This window comes from Pantoea nemavictus (genome assembly GCF_037479095.1).
Classification (GTDB): Bacteria; Pseudomonadota; Gammaproteobacteria; order Enterobacterales; family Enterobacteriaceae; genus Pantoea; species Pantoea nemavictus.
The window spans coordinates 355,252-372,391 of record NZ_JBBGZW010000001.1; the positions used below are offsets into that span (position 1 = coordinate 355,252).

The following is a 17,140-nucleotide window of genomic DNA, read 5'->3' on the forward strand; positions in this document are numbered from 1 at the left end:
CGCCCTCACCTTTCTTTCCTTAGGAGTGCAGCATGACACCTGAATCAGTGATGGTTATGGGCCAGGAAGCAATGCGTGTCGCCCTGTTGATGGCTGCACCGATGTTGCTGGTCGCGTTAATTAGCGGTTTGATCATTAGCGTGTTGCAAGCGGCAACCCAGATCAACGAACAAACGCTCTCCTTTATCCCGAAAATTCTGGCCGTTGCGGCCACCGCGGTGATCGCCGGTCCATGGATGCTGAATCTGATGCTGGACTATATGCGTACCCTGTTTAACAACCTGCCTTACATCATTGGCTGATGATTAACCTCGATAGCAGCCAGCTGATTCATTGGGTCGCGCAATTTTTCTGGCCGATGGTGCGTTTGCTGGCGCTGTTTGCCAGCGCGCCGGTGCTGAGTGAAAAATCGATTCCCAAGCGCGTCAAAATTGGTCTGGCGGTAGTGACCACCTGGATCATCATTCCGCTATTGCCGCCGGTTGAAGCCACTCTATTTACCCCTGCAGGCTTTTGGTTACTGTTACAGCAGCTGCTGATTGGCGTAAGCCTGGGTCTAACGATGCAGTTCGCCTTTGCCGCGGTACGGATGGCGGGTGAAGTGATTGGTTTGCAGATGGGCTTGTCGTTCGCCACCTTCTTTGATCCCGGTAGCCGGTTAAACATGCCGGTGCTGGCGCGTTTTCTCGATATGCTGGCGATGCTGCTGTTCCTGACCTTCAATGGCCATCTTTGGCTGATCTCGTTGTTGGTGGACAGTTTTCATACTTTGCCGATCAGCGATCAGCCTCTCAACGCCAACGCCTTTATGGCGTTAGTCAAAGCCGCCGGATTAATTTTCCTTAATGGCATGATGTTAGCGCTGCCCTTAATAGTTCTGCTCCTCACGCTAAACATGGCACTAGGTTTGTTAAACCGTGTTTCACCACAGCTCTCCATTTTCGCGGTTGGCTTCCCGATTACCTTAACGGTGGGCATCCTGAGTGTAGGGTTGATGATGCCGCTGCTTGCTCCCTTCTGTGAACATCTGTTCAGCGAAGTCTTTGATTTACTCGCCCAGTTTATGTCAGAACTTTCCCGCGCTGGTTGATTAACTATTCTGTAGGCGTCCTTAAGTAATAGTTAAGCAATCAAAATCAGTCAGTGCATTTTTCGAACCATATTTCTCAGAAATCAACTGAGGAAATTCTGATAAGTGCGCATTTTAGGTGAAAATTATTCTTATTAAACCGCGCTTCGCGTATTTTAGTCAGACGATTCCTAAGGGGCTAAACCTTGGGAATTGGTTGATTAAATGCTCAAAGGGCTGTTTTTAAACAAAAAAAATTCACAGCGATTTTTCTTGTCTAAATCCCTTTTTTCCGGCATTGTCAACGCTCGCTAAAGCGTCACACTTTCGCATTACAAATGTTTTTAAGATTTGTCCTATCAGATTTGTCTGTGATCTGCGCGATAGTGACAGGGCTCTCAAAACAGAGCGAATTAAACACTTAATGCAAATGCTCAGCCATTCCCACTATGGCTGGGTTTAGAGTGACGTGGATGTACTATAAAAAATAACTTCGCAGCACGGTTCAGGGAAGAGTCATGATGGCGCATGGATAACTAACGCCAATCTGCTGAGCAGAATAAAAAAGTGTCTTTGGAAATTTCTCTCGTACCGCAAACGCGTATTCATCGTTGATTTAAACGGATAACAAATTGGTGAGGGTCGCTATAATGCCAACGATTATTATGGATTCATGTAATTACACACGCCTCGGATTGTCTGACTATATGGCAGCTAAAGGAGTTAAAAAGAAAAATATTACTCCTGTGTCTGACATTGAACAATTGCAACAAAGATGTGAGCAAATAAAGCCGGGTGTCGTGTTTATCAACGAAGAGTGCTTTATTCACGAATCTGATTCTAGCGATCGTATTCGTGCCATTATTATGCAGCATCCAGATACCTTATTCTTTATATTCATGGCGATCTCGAATATCCATTTTGAGGAATACCTCTACGTTCGTAAGAACCTGATTATTACATCAAAATCGATAAAAACTTCGACGTTGGATTCCTTATTAGGAACCTACTTGCAAAAGAAACTCAACGCTTCGCCGCGTATTTCTGCCGGGCTCGACGTGCATCCACTGACATTAAGTCAGACTGAATCGAATATGCTGAAAATGTGGATGTCAGGTCATGACACCATTCAAATTTCAGACCAGATGCAAATTAAAGCCAAAACGGTTTCGTCACACAAAGGTAATATTAAACGTAAAATTAAAACCCATAATAAGCAGGTAATTTATCATGTGGTACGTTTGACTGATAATGTCACCTCAGGGATTTATGTTAACGTGCGATAATTTCTCAACGTTAATTTACCGGAATAATTTGAGCTACAGACAGGCAGCAACGCGGTGAACGCTCGGCGCTTACTAAAATAAGTGACTTGGGTGTACACCTGCAGCCAATGCGCCTGCAGCTTGAAGTATGAAGGGGTGAAGGGCCAATCCAATGGATTGGCCTTTTTTCGTTTTGCGGGTTTGATCCCACTTTCCTGCCTAATCCTTTCCCCTCACCTGCCGATGCTTACTCTCATAACACCTACCTACATGAGAGCAAGGATATGAAAACAGCATCGATTGATGAGCAATATAAGCTCAGCATCTGGCAGAACCTGCGCCTGATGCCTCTGTTCAGTATGATCTTTGGTGGCATTCTGCTGCTTTTTGCCCTGTGCATTGGACTCGCCAGCTACTTTTTGATTCAAAGTAATAATTCACTCAATGATGCCACCGAAGAAATTCAAATTCGTATGGGCATCTCTAACAGCTCAAACCATCTGCGCACCGCGCGTCTGAATGTGCTGCAATCTGGCGCCGCCGCGCGTATTGGCGAGATGGATGGCTATCGTGCCGATTTAGCGCGCACCGAAACACGTATTAAGCAGGCGCGTGAAGGCTTCAAGCTGTATATGGATCGTAAGGCGAAAACCCCGGCCGACATTGCGCTCGATGAGCCGCTGACGGCCAGCTTTAATGCTTACATCGATAAAGGCTTGAAGCCGATGATTGAATCGGCCAAACAAGGCAGCTTCGAGGGCATCGTGGCGCAGGAAACGGATGTGACGCGCAAGCTGGATGATGCTTACAACGCGGTGTTGCTGAAAGCGATTAAGATCCGCACCGACCGCGCAGAAACGATTAACGCCGAAGCCGCCCATCAATCGCGCGTCGGCTTTATTGCCATGGCGATTGCCTTTGCTGCGGCGCTGGTGCTGGTACTGCTCACCTTTGTATTCCTGCGTCGCGTGGTGATTACACCGCTGCGCCAATCGGTTGATCGTATTGAGCGCATCGCGCAAGGCGACTTAACGGCACCGGAGCAGGCCTACGGTCGCAGCGAGATCGGCAGCTTACTGCATAACCTGCAGCTGATGCAGGCGTCGCTGGTGCGCACCGTGGGAACGGTGCGTGAAGGTGCGGTGGCGATTTACCAGGGTTCTAGCGAGATCTCGGCCGGCAACACCGATCTCTCCTCGCGCACTGAGGAACAAGCCTCCGCACTGGAGCAAACTGCCGCCAGCATGGAGCAGTTAACCGCGACGGTGAAGCAGAATGCCGAGAACGCCCATCATGCCAGCCAGCTGGCCGTAGATGCCTCAGGTAAAGCACGCAGCGGCGGCGACCTGGTGAGCGGCGTGGTACAGACCATGACCAATATCTCTGGCAGTTCGAAGAAGATTGCGGAGATCACCAACGTCATCAACAGCATCGCGTTTCAGACCAACATTCTGGCGCTCAACGCCGCCGTAGAAGCGGCGCGTGCGGGTGAACAGGGTCGCGGTTTTGCGGTGGTTGCCAGCGAAGTACGTAACCTCGCCCAGCGCAGTGCGCAGGCCGCCAAAGAGATTGAAACGCTGATTGCGGAATCGGTGGGATTAATTACCAACGGTTCGCGCCAGGTCGGTGAAGCCGGTAACACCATGAGTGAAATTGTTGAAGCGGTGCGTCGCGTTACCGACATCATGGCGGAAATTGCTGCCGCCTCAGATGAGCAGAGCCGTGGCATTCAGCAGGTTAGTCTGGCGGTGACCGAAATGGATAACGTGACGCAGCAGAACGCCTCGCTGGTTGAAGAAGCCTCTTCGGCTGCGGCCTCGCTGGAAGATCAGGCCGGTAGATTGACGCAGGCGGTGGCGGTGTTCCGCTTGAATGACACGCCGGTGGCGCAGGTTGCTAAAGCCGCCCAGTCCGCCTTACGCACGCCGAATCTGGCGCCACGTCCGGCGTTGGCGACGTCGGGGAATGATAATTGGGAAACGTTTTAATTTGGATCGGGGCGCAGTTTGAGATTTAGGTGCGGGTTGCCCCGCACTAATTCCCTCTCCCACAAGTGGGAGAGGGAATTAGTAGGTAAGGGCAAAAATTAATCAAGCCCCTTCATACGGCTCGACAAAAACCCCTTCCGCATGGTCGCTTTCATTGAAGAACCAAATCCCCAGCGGGTAATCATCCAACGCCACCAGATACATGGTGCCTTCATTAAATGCTTCCACGGCCAGCACCGTACCCACACGGCGCGGGCCGCCATCGGTTTTTACCGTAACGCGGTCATTCACCTTCATTGATTACTCTCCACAAATTGTCCTGCGACACAGTGTAACGGAAGATAATCATGACCGCCTGATCGCGATCAGCGTCGGGCGATAACCCACACGGCATGCACGATACCTGGAATGTAACCGCACAGCGTTAGCAAGATATTAAGCCAGAAGGCACCACCAAAACCGACCTGCAGGAATACACCCAGCGGGGGCACTAAAATCGCAATCACAATACGTAAAAAGTCCATACTCTCTCCCTGATAACACTTAGCAATCAATCGCTAAGCATAGACGCTGCTACACGCATTGCATTTAAAGGCAGGTAAAAGTTTGTCAGGATGCGACTTTTCACTTTCTTAACGTTTCGCAGAGAGACTTTTGACATCGGCTGCTCGTACACTTCTCATTACTGCACCAACCCCAAAGGCGCAGTCAACCTAAAAGTAACAAGGATTTTTGCCCGCGCAGCGCGGGCTTTTTTTTGCCTGCTATTCCGCTTCCCTCCCCCTCTCCAGCACCGTCTATACTGGTAATACATCCGATCGCCTCTGGGAGGCCGCCATGACGACTGCAAAAGAGTACAGCGAGAATGTGCAGCGCGACGTGAATATTGATGTCGATGCGCTGCTGGAAGCGATTCAGAAGAGAACGTCGGGCGAGGTGAAAGAGTTTATGGAAGCCGAGCACGCTCATCGCGTTAGGGTAAACGGTGAGGCCTATGACTCCTACACCGAGTTAGCCGAAGCCTTCGAACTCGACATCCGCGACTTCGCTATCAGCGAAGTGAACCGATGAAATCGATTTCAAAAAAATACCCGGCGGGATGGCCGGGTAAAGTAAATCAGTAAATTCGTTACACCAGGGAATTCTTAACACCAAGCCAGATTACGCCTTAGCGCACTTAAGACAAGTCTTATCCCTGCATGTAAATTGAACATTTTCGTATAACCATTCATCTAAATCGCCGCAGGCACCGCGTCGCTACTGATTATTTGCTGTGCACAAACCGTGCATGGACAAATCTACTGTGAATAGCATTTAAGAATTATCCTGGTTGTCGCTCGCCTGTCCCCGCGGAAAAGTGTGATCGCGATTCCGCTATTATACTGATTACTCTTCGCTTTACGGATGCCACTGGCGTTAGGAGTGTGATGATGCTGAGTCTTAACTCTTCACTGATGGTCGTGACCGATCTTGATGGCTCACTGCTGGATCATCATGACTACAACTGGGATGCCGCCAGCGAATGGCTGGCGCGTCTGAAACAACATCAAATCCCACTGGTGATTTGTTCCAGCAAAACCGCAGCAGAAATTGTTCCTCTGCAAAAGCGGCTGGGCATTGCCGGTGCCCCCTTTATTGCGGAAAACGGCGCACGCGTGGTATTCGGCGGCGATCAAATCCTCGCAACGGAGCCTGGCGCAGCCTATCGCACGCTGTGCCAGACGCTGAAGACTCTGCAAGCGCAGTTCCGCTTCGATGGTTTTCACCAGTTTAGCGACGCCGACGTCGCACGCTTTACCGGATTAACCCTGGCTGAAGCCAGTCAGAGCCGCTTACGCGAAGCCTCCGAAGTGGTGCTGTGGCGCGACGACGAGCATCGTTTAGCCGCATTCCGTGAGGCGCTGGCCGAGCATCACCTCGCCTTAACACAGGGCGGACGTTTCTGGCACGTCATGCCCGTCGGCACCGGCAAAGGCATTGCGCTGGCGCAAATCCAGCAGCATCTGGCCGAGCAAGAAGGCCAGTCGCGCATCACTCTCGGATTAGGTGATGGCCCCAATGATGTGCCGATGTTAGAGCGTGTCGACTACGCCGTAGTGATTAAGGGCTTCAGCAAAACGCCGGTAGAACTGCAACGCACGGATAGCGAGCATGTTTACTACACCGCGCACGTCGGCCCGCAAGGCTGGCGCGAAGGGCTGGACTATTTTCTTGCGCCTAACGATTAACGACCAAAAACCTGAAGGATGAGACGATGAGTGATTTTTACCAGAATGGTGTCATTACTAATTTTCATAATCTCACCCACCGCAGCGTCGAATCGCTGGAAAAAGAGATGGTGCGCTTCGCGCGCAAACGCAAGATGGGGCTGATTTTGCCCTCGTTGTTCTCGGAACTGGAAGGGCCGGCGCTGGATAATATCGTCAATGAACTGGCGAAAGTGCCCTATCTCGACGAGATTGTCATTGGCCTCGATCGCGCCGATCGCGATCAGTTTCTCTTCGCCCGTGAGTTCTTTTCACGCCTGCCACAGCGCCACCGCATTCTATGGAATGACGGCCCGCGCCTGAAAGCGCTGGACGCCGAGTTGGATAAAGAGGGATTGTCGCCGAGCCAGCCCGGCAAAGGGCGCAACGTGTGGTTCTGTACCGGTTACACGCTGGCATCCGATCGCACCCAGTGCGTGGCGCTGCACGACTGCGATATCGTTACCTATGAACGCGGCATGCTGGCGCGTCTGCTCTATCCGTTGGCCAATCCATCATTTCAGTATGAGTTCTGCAAAGGATTTTATGCGCGCGTGGCCGATGGCAAGCTGAATGGCCGCGTCGGCCGTTTGCTGGTGGGCCCGCTACTGCGCTCGTTACAGAAAGTTTACGGCCACTCCGAGTATCTCGACTACCTCACCAGCTTCCGCTATCCGCTTTCCGGCGAGTTCGCCATGCGCACCCACGTGCTCAACGGCATCAAGATTCCTGGCGATTGGGGACTGGAGATTGGCGTGTTGTCGGAGATTTATCGTAATTACACCACGCGCCAAACTTGTCAGGTGGAGATCGCCGACAACTACGATCATAAACATCAGCCGCTGGCTGAGGATGACGGAACCGGCGGATTGAAGCGCATGAGTAATGACATCGTGCAGTCGCTGCTGCGTAAGCTGGCGACCATGGGAGTTCCGCTGACCAGCGATTCATTCCGCGTGCTGAAAGCCACCTACTATCGCAATGCGCTGGATATGATGGAGGTCTATAACCATGAAGCCACCATGAACGGCCTCAAGTTTGACCAGCACATTGAAGAAGCGGCGGTGGAGATGTTTACTCAGGCGATTCTTGATGCCGGACAGGCGTTTATTGAACGTCCCAACGAGAAACCGTTTATTCCAAGCTGGAGTCGCGTGCAATCGGCGTTTCCTGACATCCTGCAGCGAATTTATCAGGCAGTAGAAGAGGATAATGACGGCAAGGTTTGACGCGGGGGAACCACATTCGGGACGGCGAGAACCGTCCCGAATGTGTTTAACTGGCCAGCTGTTGCGCGGAAGAGAGGTGACTGAGTTCGTCACTGCGAAACGCCTCACGTCGCACGCTGTAACCATCATACCAACGACATTCGACCATTCCGCTGGCATAGCCGGTCACCACCATCGTGGGGCCGCCCTGTTTGTGCTGAACTTCGTCACTGATTGCAAAGATCATAACCGCACCCTCCTTTAACCGTTGAATGAACGATATTAGGTATAGCAGCGGTGCGCGATATTTTCCTATACGATAAATCTATTAGTGTGACCAAATCAGAATAAGCAGTTAAAAATCCTGTAAATAAAAAAAGCCGACAAGATTTATTGTCGGCTTTGATAACGCGTCCTGGGCAGGAAAATCAGATTTTGCAGCCTTCGCAGTCCGCTTCGTCGCTGATCTCTGCGGGGACTTCGTTGGCTTTTTCTGCCGCTTTGGCTTCAGCCTGTTCCAGCTGTGCATCGATATCAAATTCAAACATATCGTCATTCATCATCGTTCTCCTGACCGTGATTAGAAATTTCCTGCGCTTTATAACTGCTAGCTACGCAGCTTAGCAATCAGATTTACGCCCAACAGCACGATCGACCCAATGATAAAGCCGATCACCAGATTGGCGCCGTTGCTCAGCAGCGTCGAGATAAAGCCGTTGAAACCGGCGCTGTACTCGGTGATGGCGTGATGTAACGGCGTGATGCCGTGCACCACAATGCCGCCACCGACCAGGAACATCGCAATGGTGCCCACCAGCGTCAGCACTTTCATCAGCCACGGCGCCAGCGCCAGCAGCACGCCGCCGATCGCCTGCGCCACGCTGGAGGATTTCTCCTTCAGCCAAAAACCGAGATCGTCAATTTTCACGATCATCGCCACGATGCCATAAACGCCGATGGTCACGACAATCGCCACGCCGGCCAGGATTAATACCTGATTCAACAGCGGCGCTTCGGAGACAATGCCCAACGTTATCGCCACGATTTCCGCCGAGAGGATAAAGTCGGTGCGCACCGCGCCTTTCACTTTATCCTTTTCGAACGCACCTGCGTCCTGCTGCGCCAGTTTGTCGAGACGCTGCTGACGCGCTTCCGGACTCTGCTCTGATTTGTCGTGATTCAGGCTATGCAGCACTTTTTCTACCCCTTCGTAACAGAGGTAGGCACCACCAATCATCAGCAGCGGCGTAATTAGCCAGGGCGCGAAAGCTGAGATCAGCAACGCCAGCGGTACCAGGATTAATTTATTTAAAAATGAGCCTTTCGCTACGCTCCAGACGACGGGCAGTTCACGATTGGCTTTGACACCGCTAACCTGCTGCGCATTCAGTGACAAATCGTCACCCAATACGCCCGCGGTCTTCTTTGCTGCAACTTTGCCCATTACCGAGATATCGTCAAGCAGCGTCGCAATATCATCCAGAAGCGTGAGTAAACTGGTTCCTGCCAAAATGGTATTCCTTATTATTCCGGTTGGTGATCCTGACAACAGGGGCAACGCTCAACCGCCGTCACTGACATATCGGCGATGCCCGCACAGTCCCATTCGACGCGTAACGGCCCCGTCAGATCGCCGGCGTGCAAATACTTGCTCACCGGACTTTCCGTCATGCCGCTGATCTCCTCGGTGGCTACCAGCTGGTCGCCAAGATAAATGCGCGCCGTGGCTTGGGTATTCACCATCCGCTCATCGCGGAGTTGATACAGGCGCTTAACGGTAAGTTTGATGCTGCTCATGGCTCAATTCCGCGTCCCAGAGAAAAGGGAGATCTAAACTGTTATGGTGGCTAAAAGCAACAATCTCGCACTATTCAACGCGATAGTGATGCAAGCCTTGATGATCGATTTCACTGCTGTCGGTCGCGGCCAACAGCCACTCTTCCAGACGTTCGATAAGCGCGCCATCCGCCAGCTGCAGTTTGCCGCGCAGCGCGCACTCCCAAACAATCAGAACTTTCCATCCTCCTTCACGCAGTTGCTCTATATAACGCCGATCGCGCTCGACGTTGCTGTTAATTTTGCCACTCCAGAATTCAGTGCGCGTAGCGGGCATCTTGAATAAATAGCAGTGATGTCGATGCCAGAAACAGCCATGGACGAAGATGATCGCTTTCTCACTGGGCAGGACAAAATCGGGTCGGCCCGGTAAGGCTTTGTCCTGTACGCGATAAGTAAAACCACGATCTTTCAGAATTAAGGCAATACGCTGTTCAATTGCCGTGTCCTGATTGCGAATGGCGCGCATGTTTTTGCTGCGAATAGCTTGCGAATGAACGTCTGCCATGGCGTTTCCTTGTTTTGGCGCTTCTTCAACTTTAGCGGTTTAGGGCAAAAGCGAAAGCACGCGAGACAAAGAGTGTGGCGTGCATCGGCACAGCCGCATTCAGCGGCCACGTTAGCGAAACGCATTAAAGCGAGCGCGATTCAATTAATCCGTTTGCATAACCGATTGGGCTCATTAACGCTTTGACCGCCGTTTCGTGCCAGTCATGCATAAAATAACGCTGCGATTATTCTGTAAAAACACACCCAGCCGCTGCGCTTTATTATCAAAATCATCCACTTCTTTTTTGACTTATAAAGCAGCCAGTAATTTCACTAAATTCAGCAATGGCACTCACCAACACATTAACAATCAAATAATTATACTGCTGTGGCGCGCTCAATTTACTTTCCAATTTTATAGGATTGACCATGGTAAAAAACCCGGACAGTGCCAATCTTGATACGCCTACTGGCAGCAGTAATACGCTTCAGGTGCTGGATGCCAATGGCAACCCGCTCTCATTCAGTAAAGTGGTGCTTGAACTGGCGAATGCCGGTGGCGGCGAAGCGCTTATTCAGCTGCGCGACGTCGCGGCGCTGCGTGCCACCGAGCCGAAAAAAGTCGGTGAGCTCGCTTCCGTACTGGAGTACACCACCGGTACAGCGATGGGCGGCGGTCTATTCGTTTACGACATTACCGATAAAACCACGCCTGAAGATTATGGGTTGAATATTGTGACCGCCAAAGGCGCGCGCTGGAAACGAGTGGTTTTTGACTATAACAGCGTCACGGTATTGGATTTTGGTGCGGTGGCGGATGGCAAAACTGATTGCCTTGAAGCCGTAACGCGCATGTTTAACTGGTCACAGAAGAATTATCCCGCTACCGGCATTCGTTTTACCGCCGGCAGATTCTTTATCTCAAAATTTGATATTGCCGCGAAGGAAGTTAACCGCTTTAAACTTTCGGGAGCGCCAGTCAACTTCGGCTATTTTCCCACAACAACACTGCTTTCGGATCGTAAAGATAACGAAGTGATGTTCTCGGTAAAAGCGCGCTATGTTGAAATCTCCGGCTTTGTCGTCGAAGGCGAAAGCCTGCAAAATTCGCTGCCGGCCAATAGCAAAGGCTTCTTTAAAAATATTATTGAAGCCGGTCAGTTCCTGCGCGTCAGCAGCATGGAGTTCCGTTATTTAGGCGGCCGCGGATTGGATCTGCTCGACACGCTCGATTGCAAAATCGACCAATGGTATGCCCGCAATTGTCAGAACTCACTGATTCATGCCTATTGGTCGGATAATCCCAACGGCAAATGGGATCACTCCACCGCTATCGAACTCTCCAACTTTAATATTCAGCGCAACAGCGCGCATCCGGCGATCTATGCACCGCGCTGCACCCAATCGCTGATTCGCAATGGCTGGATTGAACACTCCAGCGATCCTGGCGATCTCTCTAATGGTCAGTGGATTATTGAGGCGATGAATATCGAAGCCTGCGACTCTCCGCTGAATATGGCCTATTGCCGCACCATCACTTTGCAAAAGAATATTCAGGGCAGCCACGGCTTTGATTTCACGCCGCGTCCCACCGACAGCGAATGGCTGTCGGAATATGAGCGCGGTTCGATTGAGATTGATAGTAGCGGCACCATTATCAACGGCTCGCTGAATTATGATTACGTCACGTCGCAGCATGCGATGGATAATCGTAGCGCGAAAGAAGCCTGGTGGTGCGTTGGCGAAATTCAGCTGAAGCAGTCGCAGCAGGCGCATATGCGCGTGATTGGCAATGCGCAATACAACAGCATGTCCGGCACCCAGGTTGATTTCAGCGATCGCACCGCCGAAGGTGTCGGCCACATCTATTTCCAGATGCTGAATAGCCAGATTGCCTGTAGCTGGTATAGCGAAGGTTCATGCCCGATTACCAAAGTCCATATTGAGCAGATCAAAACCGGCGAGTGTCGTATCTACGTCAAAGTGGCGGTGTATAGCGGCTTTACCAAAGTCCTGCTTGATACCAACAGTGAGGATCGCCATCGCGCTGGCGTGCATTTCCTCTATCGTAAAGTGTTTACCAAATGCGCGGAGGAAAAAGCCGCCGAGCTGGATGAAGCGGTTAAAACACCGGTGGTGTTTGAGCAGCACTGGACCGGCAATAAAAGCGTCGGTTTCGGTTATAACAACAACGGTGAATTGCTGCTGCGCGCCGCCAAAGCCAACGCGGCGGAGTACAACGAAACGCCCGAGCTGGTGAAAGTACGCATCAATGGCGTGGAATACGCGCTGGAAGCGCGCAAGAAGAAGTAATGCCGATTGGCGGGCACGTCCCGCCAATATCATCAGCGCCTGAGGAGTGATAGCATAGCCGCTTCACTGTTAAGGAAAAACGCATGCTTGCTATCGACCCCGCCGCGCCCGTCTCGCCCTCCCCGTTAACCACCGCTCAGGATGACGCGACGTCGCTGTTATTGCAGGTGCTCGATATCTATGCCGCACGTGATGTGGTGATCACACTTAGCGAAGCCGGTGGCCGCGACTGGAACGTGCCGCGTTTGAATCGTATTCGTGCCGGTAAAAGTGTTGCTCCGCCGCTCTCCAGCGCTGAAGTGGCCAGCCTGCAAGCGCTGCTGCCTGCACGTCCGGCGCATTATGACGATGCCCGCTTCCAGTTTGTCGATCTGTTTGCCGGCATTGGCGGCATTCGTCGCGGCTTTGAGCAGATTGGCGGCCAGTGCGTGTTTACCAGCGAATGGAATAAAGAAGCGGTGCGCACCTATAAAGCCAATCTGTATAGCGATCCGCAGCAGCATCAGTTTAATAGTGACATCCGCCTGGTCACGCAGCCGGCAGGCATCAGCGATGAGCAGGAAATTTATCAGCATATCGATCGCACCATTCCCGATCACCAGGTGCTGCTGGCCGGCTTTCCCTGCCAGCCCTTCTCGCTGGCGGGCGTCAGCAAGAAGAATGCGCTGGGCCGCGCGCACGGATTTGAGTGCGAAGCGCAAGGCACGCTGTTCTTCGACGTGGCGCGCATTCTCGCGGCCAAAAAGCCACCGTTCTTCGTGCTGGAAAATGTTAAAAATCTGAAGAGCCACGATAAAGGCCGCACTTTCGCCATCATCATGGCAACGCTGGATGAACTCGGCTACGACGTAGCGGATGCCAACGACAGCGGCTTGCCGGATGCGAAGATTATTGATGCGCGCCACTTCCTGCCGCAGCATCGTGAACGCATTGTGTTGGTGGGTATTCGACGCGAAAGCGGACTCAGCAACGGCTTTTCACTGCGCGCCCTGCCAGCGCTCTATCCGCCAAATGTACCGCCGCTGCACAGTCTGCTGGAAGCGCAGCCGGAGGCGAAATATACGCTGTCGCCCATCTTGTGGAACTATCTGTATCAGTATGCGAAGAAGCATAAAGCTAAAGGCAACGGTTTTGGTTTTGGCCTGAACGATCCGCGTAATGAGAATATCTGCGTGCGCACCTTATCGGCGCGCTATTACAAAGATGGCTCGGAAATTTTGATCGATCGCGGCTGGGATCACGCGCAAGGCGAAGCGGATTTCCAGCAGGCCGACAATATGGCGCGCCGCCCGCGCCGGTTAACGCCGCGCGAATGTGCCCGTCTGATGGGGTTTGAAGCGCCGGGCGAAAGCCAGTTCCGCATTCCTGTATCCGATACCCAAGCTTACAAGCAGTTTGGCAATTCGGTGGTGGTGCCGGTATTTGCTGCGGTGGCGCAGCTGTTATTGCCGCTGATTGAGCAATACACCACGCAAAAAGCCTAGCTATTCAGGACCACAATTTTATTTAGGGCCGCGCTTTATGCTGTTTTCCGCTTAATCGCGCCCGCTGTCACCAAACTGTCATGCATGCTGCCAATACTCCTGTTTTATTTTTTGGAGGCGTGTGATGTCACTCCTGTCCGTTTTTTCTCTGCCGCATCGGCTGCGCGCGCGGTTATCCCTGCGCATACCGCTGTGGCTCACCAGTTTACGTAGCCAGTTTTTGCTGTTCATTCTGCTGTTCTGCCTGCTGCAATTTGCGGGTGTGTTGCTACTCAACAACCACGTCAAGCAGACGCAAACCTCGCTGCAACAGGCGAATCAACTGCGTGAACGCCTGGCCCTGCTGGATAAAGCCCGTATCGAACTGCTCACGGCCAGCGATAACAGCCACCGCGCCGGCATCTATTTAATGCAGGACCAGCAAAGTGGCTCGGTGGACAGCTGGAAAAGCCTCGCCACGGCGGCCGATGATTCGCTGCAACAGGCGCAGCAACAGTTTGCCGCCTACCACGCTAACGCCGAAAGTCCGCTGGCACAGGGTTTCGCTATGCTAGCGCAAGGATTGCAGGAGCAGTTGAAAGGACTGGCAGCCAACGACATCAACGCCTTTTTCATGGTGCCGATGCAGGCATTCCAGCAGCAGTTTAATGATGCCTGGTTCAGTGAAATCGAGCAGGCCAACCAGCAACTGAGCAGCGTTAACCAAAACACACTCAGCACCTTGAAACAGAGCCGCAATATGTCGCTGATGGTCAGCGCGGTACTGATGGCCTTATTGGTGCTGGCCTCCAGCTTACTGATGCGTGGCGTGCTGTTGCCGCTGCGGCGTGCCAATACGCAGCTGGAACAGATCGCTACCGGTGATCTGCTGGCCTGCGATAACACCCCGCGCCGCCAATCCCTGGAAACGCGTCAGTTGTTTTTGTCGATTGATACCATGCGTCGTGGCCTGCAACAGATCGTTCGCGATATTAATACCGTGGCGGTCAGTGTCGCCGCCGGTGCTGAAGATATGCAGCAGCATAATGAGCAGGTGATGCAGCAACATCAGAAGCAGAACGCCAGTTTCCATCATCTGTCGCAACGTTTGGATCGCGTCTCAGAAGAGGTGGAAATCGGCGCCCAGTTCTCCCAGCAGGCAACGCAGGAGGCACAGTCTGCGGATGCGTTAATGCGTAACTGCGCGGTGGAAGTCGATAACATGGAGAATCAGATGCAGCAGATTGTTACTGCTTCCGATGACATCGCCGGGATTGTGGGCATGCTGGATGATCTGTCCATGCAAACGCGGCTGCTGTCACTCAATGCCGCGATTGAATCCGCTCATGCCGGCGCTTATGGCCGCAGCTTCTCGGTCGTCGCCAAAGAGATGGGTTTGCTGTCACAGCAAAGTGGCGCATCTACGCGTCAGATCGATGGATTGATTCAACACACGCAGCAGCATGTGCATGATGGCTTCAATAAAGTGAAAACGCTCGAGGTACTGTTCGGACAAATCAGCGCTGCGGTTTCCGGCGTGGTGACGCAATTGAATGAGCTGCAGCAAAATAGCGCCGCGCAAAGTCATCGGGTGAAAAAGATCGCACTAGAAGTGGTGGAGATGAGTGGCCAACTGCAGCAAAACGAGGCGTTGAACGCGCATCAGGTGCAATCCGCTGTTCAACTGCGTGAGTTATCGGACCGGCTGGCGCAGCGCGCGCAGCAGTTCCGCATCAGTCATGGTTAAAACGCAGCCACAAAAAACCCGTCATCTGACGGGTCTGTGGCTTATTTCTTCTTCTTGCCTTTCTTCAGCAGCGTACGTATCTGCTTCAGTTCTGCGGCAGAGAGCTGATCCGATGACGCTTCTTGCGTATCCAGACTATCAATGGCCGGTTGCGCAACCGCATCTAAACTGGCCTGCAGGCGATTAACGATCTCCTGGCTCATGGAGATTTGGTTATCGGCGGCTAACTGTTTGATGTGTTCTTTCAGCGCCGGGTCAATTTTAATGGTTAAGTTAACGGTCTCGGTCATTTTCATACTCCCTTTTGATTTACAACAACGTAGCGGAAGCCGACGAAAGTTAACAGAGTGTCATAAAAATTTAATATTAGGAGTGTATGGGACTGAAATCCCTTAACACCGATTCATCGATTGAGGTCAAATTCCCCTGCAACTCCGCACACAGTTTGCCCATATAGTGCACCAGGAAATCAGCGTTGTGCTCAGCCAACAAGCGCCCGGCTTCGGTTTGCATGGTTTGTGGTAATCCCAGCAGCTTTTTCTGGAAGTGATCCAGCGTCCACTTCACATCATCCAGTTCGCGATCCTTGCCCAGTGGATCGTCGCTATCAAACAGCGGTCTTCCTAACGCACCGGCAGTGTAGAAAACGCGTGCCAGGCCGATAGCACCTAAAGACTCGAGACGATCGGCATCCTGCACAATTTTCGCTTCCAGGGTTTGCGGCGCGATACGCGCGCTGAAGCTGTGGGCCTGAACCGCATGCGCGACGGCGTCCAGCAATGCGAAGGGAAAGTCAGGGAAATCCTGCTGCAAAATGCGGCGCGTCTCTTCGGCCGCGTAGGTTGAGGCTAAATGACGCTCAGGATGATTTTTCGGCAGGTTAACCACATCGTGGAAATAGCAGGCGGTCATCACCACCATAGGATCGGCGTCGCTGTGCTGCATGATGCGTTTGGCACTCATCCACACGCGGCGCAGATGCGCGATATCATGGGCTTTATCATCATGCAGCCAGTTCAGCTGCAGCCAGTTCTCGTAGCGTTGTTGCCAGTGAGTAAGTGACATCGTGCTTCTCCTGTTATTGCTGTTATCTGGGTTCCTCGGGACATCATAGCGGCCTGGTCATGACACTTTTTTTACATCCTTCCTGGATGGGCAAAGTGAAAAAATGAGATCCCGATCTTGTTATAGCGCTGTTAATAGCTGTTGCCTAGCATGCGCAGCGATTTAGGCATTTCCTTACTGCCGTTTAAGTTAAATAACTCTGTTTAACAGGAGTAATGTATTTCAATAATGTACAAATTTCGCTTAGGCCATTTATTCTAGTTAAATGTGCTGATTTATCCGCTCCAGGGAGGGCAGATCAACGCGACATAATCTGAAAAGGTTTCCATTATGGGCTTTATAACGTACTGTATCTGGAAAAATTCTGGCTTCTGAACCTTTAGAAGTCCTTTTCAGCACACATTTTGCTTATGAACCATTTTTAAAACCTAAAATTGCAAGAATAGCCTGA

At 51.9% G+C, this 17,140-nt stretch carries 19 protein-coding genes; 10 read left to right on the top strand and 9 right to left on the bottom strand.

The window, feature by feature from the left end; genetic code table 11:
• Positions 1–32 precede the first annotated feature (32 nt).
• The 4 genes from fliQ (at position 33) to WH298_RS01730 (ending at position 4,322) form a co-directional block, all read left to right on the top strand.
• Positions 33–302: a flagellar biosynthesis protein FliQ gene (fliQ, locus tag WH298_RS01715; RefSeq protein ID WP_007891455.1), complete on the top strand. Its 270-nt coding sequence runs from the start codon at positions 33–35 to the stop codon at positions 300–302.
• A complete protein-coding gene (gene fliR, locus WH298_RS01720) occupies positions 302–1,090 on the top strand; it encodes a flagellar biosynthetic protein FliR (protein WP_007891459.1) in 789 nt (262 codons plus the stop codon). The genes fliQ and fliR overlap by 1 nt, the downstream gene beginning before the upstream one ends.
• A 629-nt stretch (positions 1,091–1,719) precedes the next feature.
• Positions 1,720–2,355: a transcriptional regulator RcsA gene (gene rcsA / locus WH298_RS01725; protein WP_007891461.1), complete on the top strand. Its 636-nt coding sequence runs from the start codon at positions 1,720–1,722 to the stop codon at positions 2,353–2,355.
• Positions 2,356–2,618: 263 nt separating this feature from the next.
• Positions 2,619–4,322, top strand: a complete 1,704-nt coding sequence (locus WH298_RS01730; protein WP_180822049.1) for a methyl-accepting chemotaxis protein — start codon at positions 2,619–2,621, stop codon at positions 4,320–4,322.
• 102 nt (positions 4,323–4,424) lie between these two features.
• On the opposite strand, the gene dsrB is transcribed toward WH298_RS01730, so the two are convergent.
• Positions 4,425–4,619 carry a protein DsrB gene (gene dsrB / locus WH298_RS01735; protein ID WP_007891465.1) on the bottom strand — a complete coding sequence of 65 codons (195 nt, stop codon included), beginning with the start codon at positions 4,617–4,619 and terminating at the stop codon, positions 4,425–4,427.
• A gap of 68 nt (positions 4,620–4,687) precedes the next feature.
• On the bottom strand, positions 4,688–4,846 hold the full coding sequence (locus tag WH298_RS01740) for a YqaE/Pmp3 family membrane protein (protein ID WP_007891469.1): 159 nt from the start codon (positions 4,844–4,846) through the stop codon (positions 4,688–4,690).
• Positions 4,847–5,159: 313 nt separating this feature from the next.
• Here WH298_RS01740 and WH298_RS01745 point away from each other — a divergent pair, with 313 nt between their 5' ends.
• The 3 genes from WH298_RS01745 (at position 5,160) to WH298_RS01755 (ending at position 7,797) form a co-directional block, all read left to right on the top strand.
• Positions 5,160–5,393, top strand: a complete 234-nt coding sequence (locus tag WH298_RS01745) for a DUF2525 domain-containing protein (protein WP_180822050.1) — start codon at positions 5,160–5,162, stop codon at positions 5,391–5,393.
• A 359-nt stretch (positions 5,394–5,752) separates the two neighbouring features.
• On the top strand, positions 5,753–6,550 hold the full coding sequence (locus WH298_RS01750) for a mannosyl-3-phosphoglycerate phosphatase-related protein (RefSeq protein WP_049852588.1): 798 nt from the start codon (positions 5,753–5,755) through the stop codon (positions 6,548–6,550).
• Between the two features lie 26 nt (positions 6,551–6,576).
• A complete protein-coding gene (locus WH298_RS01755; protein WP_049852559.1) occupies positions 6,577–7,797 on the top strand; it encodes a glycosyltransferase family protein in 1,221 nt (406 codons plus the stop codon).
• A gap of 46 nt (positions 7,798–7,843) precedes the next feature.
• On the opposite strand, the gene WH298_RS01760 is transcribed toward WH298_RS01755, so the two are convergent.
• The 5 genes from WH298_RS01760 to WH298_RS01780 form a co-directional block, all read right to left on the bottom strand.
• Positions 7,844–8,023, bottom strand: a complete 180-nt coding sequence (locus WH298_RS01760) for a YodC family protein (RefSeq protein WP_007891473.1) — start codon at positions 8,021–8,023, stop codon at positions 7,844–7,846.
• Between the two features lie 181 nt (positions 8,024–8,204).
• Positions 8,205–8,336 carry a hypothetical protein gene (locus WH298_RS01765; protein WP_007891474.1) on the bottom strand — a complete coding sequence of 44 codons (132 nt, stop codon included), beginning with the start codon at positions 8,334–8,336 and terminating at the stop codon, positions 8,205–8,207.
• A gap of 47 nt (positions 8,337–8,383) precedes the next feature.
• Positions 8,384–9,286, bottom strand: coding sequence for a DUF808 domain-containing protein (locus WH298_RS01770; protein ID WP_007891475.1), 903 nt, complete (start codon positions 9,284–9,286; stop codon positions 8,384–8,386).
• Between the two features lie 14 nt (positions 9,287–9,300).
• The gene (locus WH298_RS01775; RefSeq protein WP_007891476.1) at positions 9,301–9,573 is read right to left on the bottom strand and encodes a hypothetical protein; all 273 of its coding nucleotides are present in this window, start codon (positions 9,571–9,573) and stop codon (positions 9,301–9,303) included.
• A 70-nt stretch (positions 9,574–9,643) separates the two neighbouring features.
• Positions 9,644–10,120: a very short patch repair endonuclease gene (locus tag WH298_RS01780; protein ID WP_007891477.1), complete on the bottom strand. Its 477-nt coding sequence runs from the start codon at positions 10,118–10,120 to the stop codon at positions 9,644–9,646.
• Between the two features lie 410 nt (positions 10,121–10,530).
• Here WH298_RS01780 and WH298_RS01785 point away from each other — a divergent pair, with 410 nt between their 5' ends.
• The 3 genes from WH298_RS01785 (at position 10,531) to WH298_RS01795 (ending at position 15,624) form a co-directional block, all read left to right on the top strand.
• The gene (locus WH298_RS01785; protein WP_180822051.1) at positions 10,531–12,414 is read left to right on the top strand and encodes a hypothetical protein; all 1,884 of its coding nucleotides are present in this window, start codon (positions 10,531–10,533) and stop codon (positions 12,412–12,414) included.
• An 83-nt stretch (positions 12,415–12,497) separates the two neighbouring features.
• Entirely contained in the window at positions 12,498–13,898 is a 1,401-nt protein-coding gene (gene dcm / locus WH298_RS01790; protein ID WP_180822052.1) for a DNA (cytosine-5-)-methyltransferase, read from the top strand.
• 124 nt (positions 13,899–14,022) lie between these two features.
• Positions 14,023–15,624: a methyl-accepting chemotaxis protein gene (locus WH298_RS01795; RefSeq protein WP_180822053.1), complete on the top strand. Its 1,602-nt coding sequence runs from the start codon at positions 14,023–14,025 to the stop codon at positions 15,622–15,624.
• 41 nt (positions 15,625–15,665) lie between these two features.
• On the opposite strand, the gene WH298_RS01800 is transcribed toward WH298_RS01795, so the two are convergent.
• Both WH298_RS01800 and WH298_RS01805 read right to left on the bottom strand, forming a co-directional pair.
• Positions 15,666–15,914 (bottom strand): hypothetical protein, encoded by a 249-nt coding sequence (locus WH298_RS01800; protein WP_007891485.1) that lies wholly within the window; start codon positions 15,912–15,914, stop codon positions 15,666–15,668.
• A 76-nt stretch (positions 15,915–15,990) separates the two neighbouring features.
• Positions 15,991–16,689 (bottom strand): phosphohydrolase, encoded by a 699-nt coding sequence (locus tag WH298_RS01805; RefSeq protein ID WP_007891486.1) that lies wholly within the window; start codon positions 16,687–16,689, stop codon positions 15,991–15,993.
• Between the last annotated feature and the right edge of the window lie 451 nt (positions 16,690–17,140).

What these genes read in the sequence shown, in the direction of transcription:
- fliQ (WP_007891455.1), top strand. Translation starts at nt 33, where the DNA reads ATGACACCTGAATCAGTGATGGTTATGGGCCAGGAAGCAATGCGTGTC.
- fliR (WP_007891459.1), top strand. Translation starts at nt 302, where the DNA reads ATGATTAACCTCGATAGCAGCCAGCTGATTCATTGGGTCGCGCAATTT.
- rcsA (WP_007891461.1), top strand. Translation starts at nt 1,720, where the DNA reads ATGCCAACGATTATTATGGATTCATGTAATTACACACGCCTCGGATTG.
- WH298_RS01730 (WP_180822049.1), top strand. Translation starts at nt 2,619, where the DNA reads ATGAAAACAGCATCGATTGATGAGCAATATAAGCTCAGCATCTGGCAG.
- dsrB (WP_007891465.1), bottom strand. Translation starts at nt 4,619, where the DNA reads ATGAAGGTGAATGACCGCGTTACGGTAAAAACCGATGGCGGCCCGCGC.
- WH298_RS01740 (WP_007891469.1), bottom strand. Translation starts at nt 4,846, where the DNA reads ATGGACTTTTTACGTATTGTGATTGCGATTTTAGTGCCCCCGCTGGGT.
- WH298_RS01745 (WP_180822050.1), top strand. Translation starts at nt 5,160, where the DNA reads ATGACGACTGCAAAAGAGTACAGCGAGAATGTGCAGCGCGACGTGAAT.
- WH298_RS01750 (WP_049852588.1), top strand. Translation starts at nt 5,753, where the DNA reads ATGCTGAGTCTTAACTCTTCACTGATGGTCGTGACCGATCTTGATGGC.
- WH298_RS01755 (WP_049852559.1), top strand. Translation starts at nt 6,577, where the DNA reads ATGAGTGATTTTTACCAGAATGGTGTCATTACTAATTTTCATAATCTC.
- WH298_RS01760 (WP_007891473.1), bottom strand. Translation starts at nt 8,023, where the DNA reads ATGATCTTTGCAATCAGTGACGAAGTTCAGCACAAACAGGGCGGCCCC.
- WH298_RS01765 (WP_007891474.1), bottom strand. Translation starts at nt 8,336, where the DNA reads ATGAATGACGATATGTTTGAATTTGATATCGATGCACAGCTGGAACAG.
- WH298_RS01775 (WP_007891476.1), bottom strand. Translation starts at nt 9,573, where the DNA reads ATGAGCAGCATCAAACTTACCGTTAAGCGCCTGTATCAACTCCGCGAT.
- WH298_RS01780 (WP_007891477.1), bottom strand. Translation starts at nt 10,120, where the DNA reads ATGGCAGACGTTCATTCGCAAGCTATTCGCAGCAAAAACATGCGCGCC.
- WH298_RS01785 (WP_180822051.1), top strand. Translation starts at nt 10,531, where the DNA reads ATGGTAAAAAACCCGGACAGTGCCAATCTTGATACGCCTACTGGCAGC.
- dcm (WP_180822052.1), top strand. Translation starts at nt 12,498, where the DNA reads ATGCTTGCTATCGACCCCGCCGCGCCCGTCTCGCCCTCCCCGTTAACC.
- WH298_RS01795 (WP_180822053.1), top strand. Translation starts at nt 14,023, where the DNA reads ATGTCACTCCTGTCCGTTTTTTCTCTGCCGCATCGGCTGCGCGCGCGG.
- WH298_RS01800 (WP_007891485.1), bottom strand. Translation starts at nt 15,914, where the DNA reads ATGACCGAGACCGTTAACTTAACCATTAAAATTGACCCGGCGCTGAAA.
- WH298_RS01805 (WP_007891486.1), bottom strand. Translation starts at nt 16,689, where the DNA reads ATGTCACTTACTCACTGGCAACAACGCTACGAGAACTGGCTGCAGCTG.